Origin of the sequence: Kribbella soli (assembly GCF_004331345.1) — a bacterium.
GTDB lineage: Bacteria > Actinomycetota > Actinomycetes > Propionibacteriales > Kribbellaceae > Kribbella > Kribbella soli.
In genome coordinates this window covers 792931-811174 of the sequence record NZ_SJJZ01000003.1, presented here as the reverse complement: position 1 = coordinate 811174, position 18244 = coordinate 792931, and the positions used below count along the sequence as shown (strand labels likewise).

Below are 18244 nucleotides of genomic sequence, written 5' to 3'. Positions count from 1 at the left end.
CCGAGGCCTGCCCTCGTAGTAATGTTCGGTGACCCGACGCCGACGCGCGGGTTAACAAGGACATACTGCACGCTGAGCCGGACACTGTAAGTGACCGAGCCGTTGCGGGAGGGAACGAGAGGCCGCTGTGAGCGGAGCAGAAGCGCCTGACGCTGTGGACAGCCGTCGGCCGCTCTGGGTCGTCCCGCATGAGGTCCCGGCGATCGTTCCGCTGCCGTCGCGCTCGACCGAGCCGCGCTGGGTCGGTGTGTACCGCTGGGCCGCTGTCGGTGGCGATCTGCTCGCCGCGATGCTCGGTGTCTCGATCGCCCTGCTGACCCGGTTCGGGTACCACGTCGGCTCGAGCTACCTGGTCGTGAGCAGTGTGCTGCCGCTGGCCTGGGTGGCCGCGGTCGCCTTGTCGAAGGGGTACGACTCGCGGTTCTACGGGGCCGGGCCGGACGAGTTCCGGTCCCTGCTCCGCGCCGGCGTCGGACTCACCGCGGCGGTCGCGATGACGTCGTACGTGACCAAGGCCGAGATTGCCCGTGGCTTCGTGGTGCTCGCGATCCCGGTGATGGTCGTGGCCGCGCTGCTGCTGCGGTATGCGTTGCGGAAGGACCTGCACCGGCACCGGGTCAGAGGCCGCTGCATGCACAGGGTTCTCGTGGTCGGGCGAAGTGGCCCGGCCGCAACACTTTGTGAGCACCTGGAGAGCCGCCCGACCGACGGGTTCCGGGTCGTCGCGACCTGCCGCCCGCACGGCGACGGCAACGGCCCGATGCACCCCGACGAGCTCGGCGAGCCGGACATCCTGGCCGCCGCCGACCGGCACGCGGTCGAGGTGGTCGCGATCGCGACCGACCCGGAGCTGGCCGGCCAGTTGCTGCGCCGGCTGTCCTGGGCGCTGGAGCAGCGCGGCATCGAGCTGATCGTCTCCCCGGGCATCATCGAGGTGGCCGGCCCGCGGATCTCGGTCCGCCCGGTCGCCGGCCTGTCCTTGCTGCACCTGGAGCGGCCGTCGGTCAGCGGCGGGCCGCACCTGATGAAGGCGGTCTTCGACCGGATCGTTGCCCTCGGCATCGTCGCCGTACTGTCGCCGGTGCTGATCGGCCTGGCGCTCGCGGTCAAGCTGACCAGCTCCGGCCCGGTCCTGTTCCGGCAGCAGCGGGTCGGCCGCGCGGGTGCCGAGTTCACGATGCTCAAGTTCCGCAGCATGTACGTCGACGCGGAGGAGCGACTGAGCGACCTGTATGCGCTGAGCGACGGCAACGGCGTGATCTTCAAGATGCGCAACGACCCGCGGATGACACCGCTCGGCCGCTGGATCCGACGGTTCTCGCTCGACGAGCTGCCGCAGCTGTTCAACGTGCTGCGCGGCGACATGTCGCTGGTCGGTCCGCGGCCGCCGCTGGCCGAGGAGGTCGCGCTGTACGCCGCCGACGACTCGCGGCGGATGCTGGTGAAGCCCGGCATGACGGGCCTCTGGCAGGTCAGCGGCCGCAGCGACCTGTCCTGGGACGAGTCCGTCCGCCTCGACCTGCGGTACGTCGACAACTGGTCGATGACCTTGGACCTGCTGATTCTCTGGAAGACCGTGCGCGCGGTGTTCTACGGCGCGGGAGCTTATTGATGCGTTCTGTCTTGGATTCTGGGGCACCGGTGTACGTTGCGGGGCACCGCGGCCTGGTCGGCTCGGCCCTCTGGCGTCGCCTCGAGGCGGCCGGGTACACGAACCTGATCGGCGCGTCGTCGGCGGAGCTCGATCTGCGCGACCGGCAGCAGACGTTCGACTTCCTGCGTGAGTATCGGCCCGCGGTCGTGATCGACGCCGCGGCACGGGTCGGCGGCATCCTCGCGAACCGCGACCATCCGACCGAGTTCCTCAGCGACAACCTGCGTATCCAGGTGAACCTGATGGACGCGGCGCTCGAGGTGCGCACGCCGCGGCTGCTGTTCCTTGGGTCGTCGTGCATCTACCCGAAGTTCGCCGAGCAGCCGATCCGCGAGTCGAGCCTGCTGACCGGTGAGCTGGAGCCGACCAACGACGCGTACGCGATCGCCAAGATCGCCGGCATCATGCACGTCCAGGCAGTCCGCCGGCAGTACGGCCTGCGCTGGATCTCGGCGATGCCGACGAATCTGTACGGTCCGCACGACAACTTCGATCCGACATCGTCGCACGTGCTTCCGGCGCTGATCCGCCGCTTCCACGAGGCAAAGGCTTCCGCCGCGCCCGAGGTGGTGCTGTGGGGGAGCGGTACGCCGCGGCGCGAGTTCCTGCACGTCGACGACCTCGCCGACGCGTGTCTGCACCTGCTGGAGCACTACGACGCACCGGAGCCGATCAACGTCGGTGTCGGCGCGGACGTGACGATCCGCGAGCTGGCCGAACTGGTCGCCCGGACGGTCGGCTACACCGGTGCCCTGAGCAACGATCTGTCCAAGCCGGACGGCACTCCGCGCAAGCTGCTCGACGTGAGCAGGTTGCTGGCGCTCGGCTGGAAGCCCTCCATTTCCCTCGAAGACGGTGTGGCCGCCACCTACGCCTGGTACCAGGAGCATGTGGCATGAAAGCGTTCGTTACGGGCATCACCGGCCAGGACGGTTCGTACCTGGCCGAGTTGCTGCTGTCCAAGGGGTACGAGGTGCACGGCCTGATCCGCCGCGCCAGCACCTTCAACACCAAGCGGATCGACCACCTGTACGAGGACCCGCACGCCCGTGACAAGCGGCTGTTCCTGCACTACGGCGACCTGACCGACGGTTCGCGACTCGTCACGCTGCTCGCGTCGATCCAGCCGTCCGAGGTCTATCACCTGGCCGCGCAATCGCATGTCCGGGTCAGCTTCGACGAGCCGGAGTACACCGGAGACACCACCGGGATGGGTACGACGCGGCTGCTCGAGGCGATCCGGATGATCGGGCTGGACTGCCGGTTCTATCAGGCGTCGTCGTCGGAGATGTTCGGCGCGACCCCGCCCCCGCAGAACGAGGAGACCGCGTTCCACCCGCGGTCGCCGTACGGCGCCGCGAAGCTCTACGGCTACTGGATGACCCGGAACTACCGCGAGGCGTACGACATGTTCGCGGTGAACGGGATCCTGTTCAACCACGAGTCCCCGCGGCGCGGCGAGACGTTCGTGACGCGGAAGATCACCCGTGCGGTGGCGGCGATCAAGACGGGTCGCCAGGATCGCTTGTACCTGGGCAATCTGGACGCATGCCGTGACTGGGGCTATGCCCCGGAGTACGTCGAGGGCATGTGGCGGATGCTGCAGCACGACACCCCCGCGGACTACGTGATCGCGACCGGTACGTCGTACTCCGTCCGCGACTTCGTCTCGCTGGCCTTCGACCACGTCGGGCTGGACTGGGAGAAGTACGTCGACCACGACCAGCGCTACGAACGTCCCACCGAGGTGGACTCGCTGATCGGGGACGCGTCGAAGGCGGCCACCGACCTAGGCTGGAAGGCTCAGGTGCACGTTCCCGAGCTGGTCCGCATCATGGTGGACGCCGACCTCGCACTGCTGACTGGGGAGGACGCATGAGTAGGGTCGACGTTCTCGGGATCCACGTCAGCGTGACGAATCTGGACCGGACGGTGGAGACGTTCGCGCGCTGGATCGACGACGGCGAACGTCAGCTGGTGTGCGTGTCCGACATGAACGCGTTGCTGCACGCGCGCGCCGACGCGCGGTTGACCGAGGTCTACAACACGTCGGGTCTGACGGTTCCGGACGGGATGCCGCTCGTGTGGGCCGGTCAGCGCGCCGGGTTCGAGGAGATGGACCGGGTCGCCGGTCCGGATCTGCTCGAGCGGGTGCTGGCCGAGGCGGCGGATCGCGGCTGGACGCAGTACTTCTACGGCGGGGCCGAGGGCGTGGCCGACGAGCTGCGCGAGCGGTTCCAGGAGCGGCACCCGGCGTTGAAGGTCGTCGGCGTCGAATGCCCGCCGTACCGTGCCCTGACGGACGCCGAGGACGCGGAGACGGTCGCCCGGATGAACGAGGCGCGGCCGGACATCGTCTGGATCGGACTCGGTGCGCCGAAGCAGGAGCGCTGGATGGCCGACCATCGCGACCGCCTGAACGCGACGATCCTGATCGGGGTCGGTGCGGCGTTCGACTTCCACACCGGCCGGCTGGACCGCGCGCCGCACTGGATGCAGCGCTCCGGACTGGAGTGGAGCTACCGGCTGTACAAGGAGCCGCGCCGGCTCTGGAAGCGTTACGTACTGGGCATCCCGCGTTTCCTCCTGGGCGTCCTCCGCCATCCTCCGCGTCCCGTTTAGAGTGAGTCGGTGAAGTTCCGGCGGCCGAAACTACGTCGGCTGGCCGGTCCGGCTGGTCGCGCGAGCTGGGGTCTGGCGGATCAGGGCTTGTCGAGCCTCAGCAACCTCGCCGTCGGGGTCGTCGTCGCGCGGTCCAGTACTGTCGCCGACTTCGGTGTCTACGCGCTCGCGTTCGGCGGCTACACGATCGCCCTGAACGTGTCGCGGGCGATCTCCACCGAGCCCCTCGCCGTACGCCACTCCGGTGCTCGCAGCCCCGAATGGCAACGAGCAGTCCGCGCCAGTACGGCGACGGCTCTCTTCACCGGAGTCCTGGCGTCGTTGCTCGGTCTTGCGATCGCGGCTGTTCCGGCCGTGCCGTCTCGTGGCGTGCTGCTCGCCTTCGCATTGACCATGCCGGGCCTGCTGCTGCAGGACGCGTGGCGCTGGGCGTTCTTCGTCGTCGGCGAGGGGCAGAAGGCGTTCGTCAACGACCTCATCTGGTTGCTGGCGATGCTGGCGATCTTCGGCGGCCTCTATCTCACCGGTACGACGTCCGCCTTCACACTCACGTTCGCGTGGGGACTCGGCGCGGTGATCGCCGCGATCGCCGGCCGCTTCCAGGCGGGCGTGGCGCCGCGGCGGCAGCTGATCCGTGAATGGATCAAGCGGAACTGGGACCTGAGCCCGAAGTACGTCGGGGAGATGCTCGCGGTCTCCGGCACCATCCAGCTCTACATGCTCGGCATCACCGCGGCCGCCGGCCTCGTCGCGACCGCCGGCATCCGGGGAGCGCAGGTACTGCTCGGCCCTGTGAACGTGCTGAACCAAGGCATCCGGATGATCTCCGTCCCCGAGGCGGCCCGGGCCCTGCGGCACTCGTACCGGCGCCTGTGGCTCGTCGGGCTCGCCATCTCGCTCGGTGTCGGCGCAGGCGCGCTGGCGTGGGGCGCGATCTTCCTGCTGCTGCCCCCGGTCGTCGGCCGCGAACTCCTCGGCCCCGGCGTCTGGAACCAGGCCCACAGCGTCCTCGTCCCCGTCATCCTGCTCCAGGCCCTGGGCGCCTCCAACGCCGGCGCCTTCGCCATCCTCCGAGCCCTCACCGCCGCCACCCGCGGCCTCCGCGTCCGCCTGATCTCCTCAGTCGTCCTGATCATCAGCGGCGTAGGCGGCGCCTTCCTCTGGGGCCCCAAAGGCGCGGCCTGGGGCCTGGCCGGCGCCTCCTTCGCCACCTTGCTCCTCTGGTGGAACGAAGCACACCGGGCCATCGCCGCCCACCGCCGGGTCAGCGGACAATGACGGTGGAGTAGCCGCCTCGTACGGCGTGCCTCCCGTCGGAAACCTCGATGCGGTAGCTCTGGGTGGTTCGGGACGGCGCTGTGGTGTCGGTGAGCGTGACGGTGGGGCGGTACCAGAACGCGGAGCTGGCGGTCGTGGTGGCGACGACGGTGTTGGCCGCCCCGCGGAGCAGGCGATAGGTGAGACGGACGTCGTCGTTGTCCAGCGAGGCCTGGACCGTGGCCTTCGCCTGACCGACTGCCGGACTGGAGAGCGTCGGCGACGCCGGGCCGAGCGGGGAGGCGCCGAGGCCGAGATTGGTGAACCGGGTGAGGCCTTGCTGCCCGGCGCCGTTCACCTTGGTGAAATCGCCGCCGATCCACAGATCGCTGCCACCACTTGCCGCTACCAACGGACCGACCGCGGTCGGCGGCCCGGCGTTCGTGTTCGGGAACCATGGCCCCAGGGACCCGTTCGCCGGGTTCTGCAGCAGCAGGAAGTGGGTGCCGCTGCCGTCCGAGAAGGTACCGGGACAACTGTGCGCGTGCGACCCCTTGAACAGCCACCCGTTCACCATGGTGACCGCCTCGGTCGCGCCCAGGCACGTGCTCTTCCAGACCAGGTTGCCGGTGGCAACGTCAGCCGCCCAGGTCCCGTCGAAGCACCCCGAGCCGTCACCGGCGTTGGCGAAGTACACCCGGCTCCCGGACGTCTCGATGTCCTTCACCCGCGACGTGCACCCACTCGACGGCAACGGTACGGCGGACGCCGCGGCGAAGGGCAGCCGTGCGCCGGTCGAGTTGTTGACGCTGGCAACCGCCCAGCGACTCGTCCCGCCGATCTTGGCGAACGTCCCGCCCAGATAGACCTTCGAGTTGTCGTCGGCCGCGTCGATCGCGTAGACGTCGTTGTCCGCGTTCGGGTTCCACGGCAGCAGGGCACCGGTGACCGTGCTGATCGCGGCCGCCCGGTTCCGGGTCACGCCGTTCACGACCCCGAAGGACCCACCGAAGTACAGGCTGGTTCCGCCGATCGCGAGCGCCTTCACCCGGTACGACACCTGCGGCGCGATGGCCGCGACCAGGGCGCCCGTCGCGGTGTTGAAGGCGGCGATCCGGTTCCGGACCAGGCCGTCGACGCGGGTGAAGTCCCCGCCGACGTACACCCTGGACCCGTCGGCCGACGCGACGACCGCCCAGACGATCCCGTTCAGGACATGGTTCATCCCGGCGTCGAGTGCGCCGGTGCTCTGGCTGAACGCGGCCAGATAGGTCCGGCGTGTCTCGTGGGTCCCGGCCGCCGCGCCCGGTGGACGCACGGCCAGGAACCGGCCCCCGACGTACGCCTTGCCCTTGGCAACGGCCAGTCCGAGCACACTCGCGTCGGTCTGCCAGGTCGATGCGGCGACGGCGGTCAGGCCTGCCCCGGTGCCGAGCGCGGACGGTGCCGGCGCCACCCCCAGCACGAGCCCGCTGATGCCCAGCGCAACAAACAGTCTTCTCCCCATGATCGATCCCCCCAATCACCAAGCTACGACTGGGGGGATCGACGCGGAAGGGCAGTTACGGGATCTTCACCGTGGCCGAGGCGCCCTTCATGATGTTGCGGCCGTCGTGGACCTCTACGTGGTACGTGTAGGACGAGCCGCGGGCGAGCCCGCGGTCGACGACCTGGTAGGTCTTGCGGGCCTGCCAGAAGTACGTCGTGTACTTGTTCGAGCCGACGTTCAGCGAGCCGCGGAACACGTTGTACGTGAGGGCCAGGTTGTCCAGGTCGTACGAGTCCGCGTAGCTGACGTACACCCGACCGGACGTTGTCGCGCTCAGTGTCGGAGCCTTCGGTACGGCGGGGGCCGCACCGCCCGGCGTGTTCGTGAACCGGGTGATTCCCACCTGGACCGTGCCGTTCACGTGCAGGAAGTCACCGCCGACCCACAGGTCGGTGTCGGTGCCGGCCATCGCCAGCGGGCCGACCTGGGTGGTGCTCTTCGGGTTCGCGTCGGTATTCGGGAACCACGGCCCGAGGTTGCCGTTGATCGTGCTCTCGACCAGCAGGTAGTGCGTGCCGGTACCGTCCGGGAAGCCGTTCGGCGACGACGAGCAGTTGTGGGCGTGCGAGCCCTTGTAGAGCCAGCTGCCGATCGCCTTGATCGCCTCGGTCGCGCCCAGGCACTTGTTCTGCCACAGCAGTTTGCCGGTCGACACCTGTGCGGCCAGTACGCCGTCGTAGCAGCCGCCGCCGTCACCGCCGTTGGAGACGTACACGTTGTCGCCCAGGGTGTCGATGTCCTTCACCCGGGTGGTGCAGGTCGCGGTCGGCTTCGGGATCGCGGCCGCCGCCGGGAAGTCGAACGCCGCGCCGGTGGTGTTGTTCAGCATCGCCAGCGAGTAGTGGTCCTTGCCGTTGATCGTGCTGAACGGTCCGCCGACGAACACCCGGGTGCCGTTGTCGGAGACGTCGACGGCGTACACGTCGCTGTTCGCGTTCGGGTTCCACGGCAGCAGGTCGCCCTGGATCAGCCGGACCGCGCCGAGCCGGTTGCGGGTCGCGCCGTCGATCGCGCGGAACGCGCCGCCGATGAACACGCTGTTGCCGTAGATCGCCAGCGCCTTCACCCGGGCCGCCACGACCGGGTCCCAGGCCGAGACCAGCTTGCCGGTGGCGACCGAGAACATCGCGATCTTGCTGCGCCGGATGCCGTTGACCGTGGTGAAGTCACCGCCGATCACCACCCACTTGCCGTCCGGGCTGGTGGCGATGGCGTAGACCGGGCCGTTCAGGACCGGCGCGAACGCGGTCGGCTTCCCGGTGGTGCGGTCGAACGCGGCGACGTACGAGCGAAGGGTCTCCGGCGCCTGGCCCGACGCCATGCCGGGCTGCCGGAGCCGGGTGAACATGCCACCGGCGAACACGGTGTTCCCGGCGATCGCCAGCGCGTTCACGCTGTTGTTGGTCTGCCATGAGGTCTGCTTGATCGCGGACACCGCGGACGCGAAGCCCGGCGTCGCTGCCTGTACCGGAGGTCCGGAGGGAATCAACGCGGCGGCGAGCACTGCCGCACCCGTGATCAGGGCGAGCACTAACTTCTTCATTTATGTCCTTACACAGGCGGGGGTGTAACAGTGCGTGCCTCATCACGCACCAGCGGCGGACATTACCGCTGTAGGAGGCCTATCGGAAGCAGACCTCCTACCCGCGTTATGAGTTTGTTCTAGAACTTGCAGAAAGACGCCTTTTCACCTTGCTGCATAGTGGGATTGGACCTGCAGCGGGGTGAGCGCGTACGGGTAGACGGCCGCCTCGTCGATACCCATTCCGGTCTGGGTCGCTCCGCCGCCGGGCCACGAGTTGGTCAGGTCATAGCCGACCCGCCACCAGCCGTAGTACACCGACGCCGAGCCGACCAGTGCGCTTCCGCTGAGGACGCCGTCGACGTACAGCTTCATCATTCCGGTGTCGTAGCTGCCGACCACGTGGTGCCACAGGCCGTCGTTCTTGCCGGACGGGCTGGTCAGCGTCCGCTGCGAGCCGTCGTTCACGCCGAAGACGACCGAGCCGTTGGTCCGCATGTACAGCATCCGGTCGCCGCCACCGCCGCTGTTCCCGGTCTTGGAGTTGCCGAAGCCGATGATCCGGCCGCCGCGGTTGAAACCGCTCTGCTTGACCCAGGCCTCGACCGTGAACTGCTGCGGCATGCTGTACGCCTTCTCGCCGACCATCCGCCCGCTGCTCGAGCTGGTCGTCATCGCGGTGTTGCCCGCGATCGCGCCGGCCCCGCCCAGCGTCACGCCGGTGAACGTGCCGTTGTTGCTCTGGCCCGAAGCGTCGACCGAGGTCGTCGTACCGGCAGGCTCGCCGAGTCGCCAGTACGCCTGCGGTCCGTCCGCGTTGACGATCTGGTCGTACGCCGTCGACGCCGCAGAGGCGACCGTGATCTGGTCGGAGTAGTTGCCGCGGATCGTCGTACTGCCGTCGGTGACCTCGACGCGGTAGTTGGTGACCTCACCCGGGGCCGAGGAGGTGTCGGTGTAGCTCAGCCACGGCCGGTCCCACGGCGTGGACTTGGCCGTCCAGGTCGCGATGGTGGTGTTGCTGAACCCCTTGAGCAGCCGGTAGGTCAGCGTGCTGTCGTCGTTGTCGACGACGGTCGGGAAGTGGATCTGGACGACGCCGGGCTGGACGCTGTACGGGAGCAGCTTGGCCGGTTTGGCCGGGGCCGCGCCCGGGGCGGCGTTCGTGAAGTGGGTCAGGCCCTGCTGGCCTGTGCCGTTCACGTTCAGGAAGTCGCCGCCGACCCACAGGTCGTTGCCGCCGGTCGCGAAGGCGAGCGGGCCGACGTTGGTCACGCTGTTCGGGTCGGCGTCCGTGTTCGGGAACCACGGTCCGAGCGTGCCGTCGGTCAGCTTCTCGCTCAGCAGGAAGCGGTACCCGAAGCCCTGCGGGAAACCGCCGGCGCCCTGGTTGGCGCAGTCGTGCGCGTGCGAGCCCTTGTACAGCCAGCCGTTGACGACCTTGACCGCCTCGGTCGCGCCCAGGCACTGGTTCTTCCACTTCAGCGTGTTGGTCGCGATGTCGACCGCCCAGGTGCCGTCGAAGCACCCGCCGCCGTCACCGCCGTTGCCGAAGTACACCGTGTCGCCGCTGGCGTCGATCGTCTTCACCCGGGTCGTGCAGGACCCGTTCGGCGGCGGTACGGCGGTTGCGCCGGGGAAGGGCAGTACGGCGCCGCTGACCGGATCGAGACTGGTCACGGTGTTCTGCGTGGTGCCGTTGACCGTACTGAACTGGCCACCGGCGTACACCTTCGAGGCGTCGTCGGCGGCGTCCACGGCGTACACGTCGCCGTTCGTCGCGGGGGCCCACGGCAACAACGTGCCGGTGTCGGTGGTGACGGCCGCGAGCCGGAGGCGGTCGACGCCGTTGACGAGGCCGAACGAGCCGCCGAAGTACACCGTCGTACCGGAGACCGCGATGGACTTGACGCGATACGAAACGGACGGTTTCCAGTTCGCGACCAGGGCGCCGGTGGCGGTGTCGAAGGCGGCGATCCGGTTCCGGGTCTGGCCGTTGACCGTGGTGAAGTCACCGCCGACGAAGATCCGGGAGCCGTCCGCGGAGGCGGCGACCGCGTAGACCTGACCGTTCAGCACCGGGTTGAACGCGCTGACCAGTGCGCCGGTGCCAGTGTCGAAAGCCGCCAGGTACGCCTGGGCAACCTCGCCGGTCCCGGGCGCGGCGCCCGGCGGGCGGACGCTCGTGAAGCGTCCTCCGGCGTACGCCTTGCCGGCCGCGACCGCGAGGCCCTGGACGCTGGCGTTGGTCTGCCAGGTCGAGCTGTTGGTGGCCGCGAGCGACGCTTCGACGCTGTGCGCCGGTGGCGCGAGCGTCACGACCAGTGCACCGGCGAGCAGAGTGCCCACGATCCCCAGGCGCGTGAACATCCGTGTCTTCGTCATGTAGCGATGTCCCCCCTTGGACATATACACCGGCGCCGCCTCACGGCGCCGTACCCCTGGAGCCTCTCCGAGCCCGAGAAAACAGTCCCGAGAAACTCCCCCGGGAAGAGAGTAGGGCACAGGACGAGATCGCGTGAGTACCTCGTCCCCACCTGTGGATATCCTGGGTCGCTGGCGCCGAACAGAGTGAGGCGGCGCCGACTTGGAGGTTGGGAATGGAACCGGGCACCGTGGTCTGGCGGGAGACCGCTCAGTCACTGCTGCGGCAGAAATGGCTGATTCTGGGCTGCATCCTGCTCGGACTGCTCGGCGCCTCCGTGTTCGCGCTCTCCCAGACCGAGCGCTGGACCGCCTCGAGCCAGCTGGTGATCGGCCCGGCAGTGCCGCCGGCGCTGGTCGGCAAGCTGTCCACGTCCGCGGACAAGAGCGGCCCACTGGGCATGGACCTGCCGGCCGAGACCCAGGCCCGGGTGATGGCCAGCCCGACGCTGCTCAAGGCAGTGGTCAAGGCGCTCGGCATGCCGGACAACGACCAGACCATCCAGGACCTGGCCGCGGTGACGCGGGTGAAGGCCGTCACCGACAACGCCTACCTGGTCACCACCGACGGCCCGACCGCGCAGAAGGCGGTCGACCGGGCCAACGCGATCTCCGCGATCTACCTGGCGCAGCGCAACACCGAGGCCAAGGCGCTGCTGACCAACCTGGCCGAGCAGGCCCAGGCCCGGTCGAAGACGGCGACCACGCAGTCCCGCAGCCTGGTCAGCCAGATCGACGAGGCGGTCGGTCGCGGTGACAACCAGACCGCGGCGGCGCTGCGCGACCAGCGCGTCGGCCTGGCGACCGAGGCCAGGCAGGCCGCGGACGACGCGGCCGCGATGCTGAAGGCGCTGTCGACCGTCGGCTCCGGGAGCCAGCTGGTCACGCCGGCAACGACCGACACCGCCAGTTCGTCGCCGATGGTTGCCCGCGACATCCTCGTCGGCGGGATCCTCGGTCTGGTCCTCGGCTTCGGTCTCGCGCTGCTGCGGTCGCACCTGACGCCGTACATCCTGACCCGCGACCAGGCGGCGCGGGCGTCGTCCGCGCCGGTGATCGCGGCGTCCGAGGGGCATCGGCGGCGGGTCTGGCAGCGGTCCGCTCCGGAGCTCCCGCAGTACGAGATCACCGCGCTGGGCGCTGAGGCGAGTGGAGCGTTGGCGCGCCGCGAGCTGAACCCGCGTGCGTTCGCCGCCGGCGCCCCGGGCGCGCTGCTGGTCGTGTCGGCGTCCCCGACCCCGAACTCGGCAGGTATCGCGCTGGCCATGGCCGAGGCGAACGCCCGCGACGGCCGCGAGACGTTGCTGGTGCTGGCCGACATCGAAGGTACGCCGGTGCTCCCGCATCTCACCGGGCACGAAGGCCTCACCGACCTGGTGAACGAGCCGGCCGCGACCCGCGCGATCCGGGCCCGGAAGCTGTTCCGGCCGGGGACCGTCGCGGACCTGTACGTGCTGCCGCCCGGGCTGAACCACGAGGAGACGGCCGAGGCAGTCGGCCCGTCGCTGGTCCCGGGCATCGTTGCGGACCTGCCGCCCGGGTACTCCGTGGTGATCCACGGCCCGGCCTCGGTCGGACGGCACGGCATCACGCCGCTCGCCGCGGCGGTCGACGCGTCGGTGCTGGTGGTGCAGGTCGGCCTCGACAAGGAGATGGACGTCGCGCGGCTGACAGGTGCCCTGCAGTTCGCCGGCGCTCCGGTGCTGGGCGTCGTACTGATCGGCACCTCCACGCAGGACGAGACGCTCGGGATCCCGCTGAACTACAAGCCGCTGGACGCGGGTACGCCGACGATGCGCTGATGTCCGTGACGCGATTGGCCCCCGCAGTCCCGGGCACGGTCGACGGCGCGAGCGAGCGGCCGGCCTGGTTCTGGCTGATGCTGTGGTGCCTGTTCGTGCTCGGCGTGCAGCCGTGGTCGTCGCGGGTCGCGGCGCCGCAAGGTACGACCGGGTCGACGAACAGCATCGCGAAGGGGCTGCTGCTCGGAGCGGTCTTCATGGTCGCGCTGGCCGCGACCAAGCCCGGGTTCCGGACCCGGGTCAATCCGGCCAGCTGGCTGTACGTGATGTATGTGCTGTTCGCGTGCGCGACGGCGTTCCTGCTGGCGGAGCCGATGGGGCCGCTGACCAGGTTGGCCCGCTTCTTGATCGGCCTGGTGCTGCTCTTCCTTCTGTGGGGGCCGTTGGTGCAGGTGCCGGAGCGGCTGGTCCGCGCGCATCTGTGGGCCCACCTGTTGCTGGCGGCAACCGTCGTGCTGAGCCTGGCCGTTGCCCCCTCGCAGGCGTGGCGGCCGCTGCGGTCCCTCGGCGCCGGGTACCGGCTGCAGGGCGTCATCATCCCGATGCTGCCACCGCGCGTCGGCGAGGTCGGCGCGATCCTGCTCGGGCTGGCACTGATCGGCCTGGTCTGCCGAAAGCTGTCCACACTGCCCGCGGTGACGTTGATCGGTCTCGGCGGCGTCCTGATCGCGGCCAGCCGGACCCGTACGTCGGCCGCCGCGGTCGCGTTCGGGCTCGTGATCGCGCTGATCATCACCCGGAAGACGTGGCCCGGCCGGATCGCGTGCCTCGCCGTACCGGGGCTGCTCGGCCTCGCGTTCCTGACCATCGGGTCGTTGCACACCTGGCTGCTGCGCGGCCAGGGCACACAGCAGATCACGTCGCTGAGCGGCCGTACGACGAGTTGGCAGGCGGTCCTGGACGAGAAGGTGTCGATCCAGACCGCGATCATCGGCCACGGACTCGGCAACAAGCGCGTGCTGCTCACCCGCGGTGAAGGCGACGTCGACGTGATGGCGATCGACAACAGCTGGCTCGGGCTCTACTGGGAGACCGGTCTGCTGGCCGTGGCGATCGTCGCGGTGGCGCTCATCGCGGCGTGGGTGTCGGTCCTGCGCGCGCCGACGCCGTACATCCGGGCCTGTGGCGCGCTGCTGCTCGGTTACGTCACGGCCGCGTCGCTGAACGAGAGCGGCCTGTCCGACCTGTCCTCGATGACGGTGCACCTGCTGGTGGCCGCCGCGATCTGCGACGGCGACCGCCTGCGCCAGCGAAGACGCGCGTCAGCTGCTCACTGAGTCTTGGTCGAAGCCGGACTGCTGCCACTCGGACCAGGTCATCGTCTTGCCGCGGTAGGCGAAGCGATCGGCGCCTTGGTAGCTGTTGCGGCGGAACGTGATGGCGCCAGGTTGCGCGGGGGAGCGCTTGTTCTCCACCACGCCGAGCGACGAGGCGGCGTCCGTCATCACGACCAGGTTGCCCTCGACAAGGATGTTGCGCAGGACGTACGTACCGCGCGGACCGTCGCCGCGGGTGCGGGACTGGATCGACAGCGCGTTGCGGTTGTCCTGGATCAGGTTGCCCCGGACCTGGACGTCGGACGACGTGTTGATGTTGATGCCGCCGCCGTCCCAGAGCGTGCCGCCGGAGCCGCGGCCGGTGCCGAACCCGTTGTGCTGTACGACGTTCTGGTCGATGACGCCGGCGTAGCTGATCTCGTACCGGATGCCGTCGGCGGCGTTGTCGCGGATCCGGTTCCCGGTGATCCGGCGGTCGTACTCCGCGATGTCGCTCCACAGCCCGATGCCGCGGTTCGCGACGATGTCGTTGCCGCTGACCTCGCCGGACGACCTGGTGGACTTGATCCCGCCGGACTCCCAGTCCGCGATCCAGAACCCGTCGGTGTTGTTGCGGGTGACCAGGTTCGCGCTGATCCGGACGCCGGCGGACTTGTACTGGCCGATGCCGAGCTGCCCGTTGTCGGCGACCGTGTTCCGGCTGAGCTCGGCGTTGTCGCCCTCGATCACCATGATGCCGACGGCGTGGTTCCACCGGACCTCGTTGGCGGTCACCTTCCAGCCGCGACCAGCCTGTAGTGCGCCGGCCTGCGGGCGGCTCGCGAAGTGCTCGATCGTCAGGCCGGTCACGGTCACCTTGTCGGCCGACTTGTCGATCGCGGTCTGGGTGCGCGACATCTCTGTGACGTGTCCGGTGGGGTCGTCGCCGAGGTAGAGGACGTTGGCCCGGTAGTCGGCGAAGAACGTGCCCTGCTTCACCTGGCTCAGGCTCATCACGCGAGTCAGGTGGTTGCCGTCGACGAACAGTTGCTCGCCGACCTGGCACGGCTTGGTCTTGTCGTCCTCACACTGGCCCTTGAGCGGGTACGCCGCCGGCAGCACACCCTGCACTGTCCAGGCGTTCCCGGCCCGCTTCCATCCGGTCAGCCGGACGGCACCGCTCAGTACGGCGCCGGGCTCGCCGGCGAGCGTGTCTCCCGTGCGGGGCTGGATCGCTCGCGTGATGCGGTGGATGCCTTTCGCGAAACAGAACGTGGTGCCCGCGGGGGCGGCGTCGATGATCGGCTGCGGGTCCACGCCGACCGCGATAGCCGTTCCGTTGCAGGGTTTCGCCGTACTCGGGCCCGTCGGCCCGAGGACGGCGGCGGCCGCGGCCGGGGGAGCGGTAGGAACCGTCACCGTGACGGTCGGTGCGGGCCTAGAGGGCTCGGGAGAGCCCTCTGAATCCGTGCAGCCCGACAACAGCAACAGCGCGGCACCAGCAGCCGCGACAACCCCACGCCTCATCCAGGTCCCTTCACCCGCCCCCGGCGAACAAGATCTGCGTGAGACTACCGGTTCGACAGGTACGTGTCCTTTGCCAGGTCGTACGCGAGCGCCTTCGCGACCTGCATCGCGTCGTCCTCGTCGAGCCGGTGCTGTACGACGAGGTCGGCCAGGTAACCGGCGTCGATCCGGCGAGCGAGGTCGTGCCGTGCCGGAATCGACAGGTACGCGCGGGTGTCGTCGACGAAGCCTGACATGTTGTAGAAACCGGCCGTCTCGGTGACGAGCTCGCGGAACCGGCGCATGCCGTCGGGGCTGTCCAGGAACCACCACGGCGCACCGAGCCGCACCGCGGGGTAGACGCCCGCCAGCGGTGCCAGCTCCCGCGAGTAGACGGTCTCGTCGACGGTGAACAGCACCAACCGGAAGCCCTCGGCGTGCCCGAACCGCTCGAGCACCGGCCGCAGCGACCGCGTGAACTCGGTCGTCACCGGGATGTCGTGTCCCTGGTCCGGCCCGTACGTCGCGAAGATCGCCGGATCGTGGTCCCGCAGTACGCCGGGGTGCAGCTGCATCACCAGTCCGTCCTCGGCCGACATCACCGCCGACTGGTACAGCATGTGCCCCGCGAACGCCGCCGCGTCCTCAGCCGTCACGTCACCCTTCAACGCGCCGGCGTAGATCCGCCCGGCCTCCGCGTCGGTCAACGGTACGGCGGCTGCGCTCAGGTGACCGTGGTCGGTGGCCCGCGCACCTGCCGCGATGAACGCCTGCCGACGTTGCCGGATTGCCTGCAGGAACCCGTCGTACGTCGAGGTGTCGACGTCGGCCAGCGCGCCGAGCTGTGCGACCAGTGCGGGCCAGCCGGCCCGGTCGACGTGGGCGACAGCGTCCGGCCGGAACGTGGGGACCACCCGGCCCGGCAGGTCCGCGGCGAGCTTCGCGTGCTGCGCGAGGTCGTCGGTCGCCGCATCGGTGGTGGAGATCAGCTCGATGTTGAAGCGATCCAGCAGTGCTCGCGGCCGGAACTCGGGCTCCGCGATCCGCGCCATGATCTGGTCGTACAGCTCGTCGGCGGTCTCCGCGGACGGGTGCACGGTGAGGCCGAGGACCTCCGCGAACTCGTGCTCCAGCCAGTAGCGGCTCGGAGTGCCGAGGAACAGGTGCCAGTTGGCGCAGAACTCCCGCCAGATCTCGCGCGGCTCGGCGGTCTGCTTTCCGTCGCGGCGGGGGAGACCGAGCTTGTCGGGGGAGACGCCCTGGGAGACCAGCATCCGGGTCACGTAGTGGTCCGGCACGACCAGCAGCTCGGCCGGGTTGCCGAACGGCGCGTCGGTGGCGAACAGCCCGATGTCGACGTGACCGTGCAGGCACAGCAGCGGCAGGTCCTTCGTCGAGGCGTGGATCCGGCGGGCGACGTCCCGCGCGGCGCCGGCCGGCAGGGCGCGGTCCGGATGAGGCTGCAGGGCCTTCGGCATGGGTCCTCCGTGCTGTGCTGGTCTGAATGAGGGGGTTGAAACGGGCACTGCAAAGGATTGCAGTCCACCCTTGTCAGCACAAGGTGCGGTCCATGGAACGGCGTCTTGACACAAGCTGCAACCGATTGCAGACTCGTCCGCGACCCCCTGAGGAGATGACCATGGCGGCAACGATCCGGGATGTGGCGCGGCTGGCCGGCGTATCGCCGTCGACGGTCTCGCGCGCGCTCTCGCTGCCCGGCATGGTCAACGCGACCACCAGGGCCCGCGTCGCCGCCGCGGTCGAGCAGCTCGGGTACGAGCCGAACCGGGCGGCCCGCGGCCTGATCACCGGCCGGACCGGCACCATCGGCCTGGTCGTGCCGGACCTGGCCAACCCGTTCTTCGCCAGCCTGACCAAGGGCGTGCAGGCGCGCGCCCGCCACCACGACGTCGCGGTGTTCGTCGCGGACACCGACGAGGACCCGGCGGCCGAGGCCGGGTTGGTGCGGGCACTGTCCAAGCAGGTCGACGGTGTCGTGCTGTGCTCGCCGCGCGCGAGTGACGAGGAGTTGGCGGCGATCGCCCAGGACACCACCGTCGTCCTCGTCAACCGCACTGCTGTCGGCTTGCCGGGCGTTGCCTACGACAACGAGGACGGGATGCGGCAGGCCGTCGCCCACCTCGTTGCCCTCGGCCACCGCCGGATCGCGTGGGTCGGTGGTCCGGCGACATCGTGGTCGACCCAGCACCGCGGCCTCGGCCTGCGGAACGCGGTCGAGGCGCTGCGGGCCGAGCTGGCACCGGTCGGCAACTTCGCGCCGACGTACGAAGGCGGCATGGCGGCCGCGGACCAGGTGGTCGCGACCGGCGCCACCGCGGTCGTGGCCTACAACGACCTGGTCGCGATCGGTCTGCTGGCCCGCCTGCACAGCCGCGGCATCTCGGTCCCGGGTGACCTGAGTGTGGTCGGCGTCGACGACATCGCGATGTCCAGGATGGCCCGGCCGGCGCTGACCACGGTGCGGCTGCCGAAGCAGGAGGCCGGCCGGATCGCCGTCGAACTGCTGCTCGCGATGCTCGACGACCCGGAGAGCGCGGCCGAAGGTTCGAAGCACGGGGAGCTGCACGGGGAACTGATCGTCCGGGACTCGACCGGACCAGCACCACAGAAGTGATCAACCCGGCCAGTGGT

At 69.5% G+C, this 18244-nt stretch carries 13 protein-coding genes; 8 read left to right on the top strand and 5 right to left on the bottom strand.

All coding sequences use genetic code 11. The features are described 5' to 3' along the window. Window positions 1-127: 127 nt before the first annotated feature. From E0H45_RS26715 to E0H45_RS26695, 5 genes are read left to right on the top strand one after another with little or no spacing between them, the layout of a single operon-like run. Window positions 128-1612, top strand: a complete 1485-nt coding sequence (locus E0H45_RS26715) for a sugar transferase (protein ID WP_131342322.1) — start codon at window positions 128-130, stop codon at window positions 1610-1612. Further along, entirely contained in the window at window positions 1612-2553 is a 942-nt protein-coding gene (locus E0H45_RS26710; protein WP_131342320.1) for a GDP-L-fucose synthase family protein, read from the top strand. Before E0H45_RS26715 ends, E0H45_RS26710 begins: the two co-directional genes overlap by 1 nt. Then, on the top strand, window positions 2550-3533 hold the full coding sequence (gene gmd / locus E0H45_RS26705) for a GDP-mannose 4,6-dehydratase (RefSeq protein WP_131342318.1): 984 nt from the start codon (window positions 2550-2552) through the stop codon (window positions 3531-3533). Before E0H45_RS26710 ends, gmd begins: the two co-directional genes overlap by 4 nt. Further along, the gene (locus E0H45_RS26700) at window positions 3530-4276 is read left to right on the top strand and encodes a WecB/TagA/CpsF family glycosyltransferase (RefSeq protein ID WP_131342316.1); all 747 of its coding nucleotides are present in this window, start codon (window positions 3530-3532) and stop codon (window positions 4274-4276) included. Before gmd ends, E0H45_RS26700 begins: the two co-directional genes overlap by 4 nt. Before the next feature lie 9 nt (window positions 4277-4285). Continuing rightward, window positions 4286-5554, top strand: coding sequence for an MATE family efflux transporter (locus tag E0H45_RS26695; RefSeq protein ID WP_131342314.1), 1269 nt, complete (start codon window positions 4286-4288; stop codon window positions 5552-5554). Here the strand turns inward: E0H45_RS26695 and E0H45_RS26690 are convergent. The 3 genes from E0H45_RS26690 to E0H45_RS26680 all read right to left on the bottom strand — a co-directional run bounded on the left by E0H45_RS26690 (window position 5541) and on the right by E0H45_RS26680 (window position 10989). Then, on the bottom strand, window positions 5541-7040 hold the full coding sequence (locus E0H45_RS26690; RefSeq protein ID WP_238155303.1) for a fibronectin type III domain-containing protein: 1500 nt from the start codon (window positions 7038-7040) through the stop codon (window positions 5541-5543). The two genes, E0H45_RS26695 and E0H45_RS26690, sit on opposite strands and share 14 nt — an antisense overlap. 55 nt (window positions 7041-7095) lie before the next feature. Continuing rightward, window positions 7096-8625 (bottom strand): WD40 repeat domain-containing protein, encoded by a 1530-nt coding sequence (locus E0H45_RS26685; RefSeq protein ID WP_131342312.1) that lies wholly within the window; start codon window positions 8623-8625, stop codon window positions 7096-7098. Window positions 8626-8769: 144 nt separating this feature from the next. Next, entirely contained in the window at window positions 8770-10989 is a 2220-nt protein-coding gene (locus E0H45_RS26680) for a LamG-like jellyroll fold domain-containing protein (RefSeq protein WP_131342310.1), read from the bottom strand. A 215-nt stretch (window positions 10990-11204) separates the two neighbouring features. On the opposite strand from E0H45_RS26680, the gene E0H45_RS26675 reads away from it, so the two are divergent. After that, window positions 11205-12830, top strand: coding sequence for a Wzz/FepE/Etk N-terminal domain-containing protein (locus E0H45_RS26675; RefSeq protein ID WP_131342308.1), 1626 nt, complete (start codon window positions 11205-11207; stop codon window positions 12828-12830). Then, complete coding sequence (locus tag E0H45_RS26670) at window positions 12830-14107, top strand: hypothetical protein (RefSeq protein WP_131342306.1); 1278 nt, start codon at window positions 12830-12832, stop codon at window positions 14105-14107. Before E0H45_RS26675 ends, E0H45_RS26670 begins: the two co-directional genes overlap by 1 nt. On the opposite strand, the gene E0H45_RS26665 is transcribed toward E0H45_RS26670, so the two are convergent. Together E0H45_RS26665 and uxaC are read right to left on the bottom strand one after the other, a co-directional pair. Then, window positions 14093-15505, bottom strand: a complete 1413-nt coding sequence (locus tag E0H45_RS26665) for a right-handed parallel beta-helix repeat-containing protein (protein ID WP_238155302.1) — start codon at window positions 15503-15505, stop codon at window positions 14093-14095. The genes E0H45_RS26670 and E0H45_RS26665 overlap by 15 nt on opposite strands. 152 nt (window positions 15506-15657) lie before the next feature. Next, window positions 15658-17070 carry a glucuronate isomerase gene (uxaC, locus tag E0H45_RS26660; RefSeq protein ID WP_131342302.1) on the bottom strand — a complete coding sequence of 471 codons (1413 nt, stop codon included), beginning with the start codon at window positions 17068-17070 and terminating at the stop codon, window positions 15658-15660. 161 nt (window positions 17071-17231) lie between these two features. On the opposite strand from uxaC, the gene E0H45_RS26655 reads away from it, so the two are divergent. Beyond that, window positions 17232-18227 (top strand): LacI family DNA-binding transcriptional regulator, encoded by a 996-nt coding sequence (locus tag E0H45_RS26655; protein WP_131342300.1) that lies wholly within the window; start codon window positions 17232-17234, stop codon window positions 18225-18227. Window positions 18228-18244 lie beyond the last annotated feature (17 nt).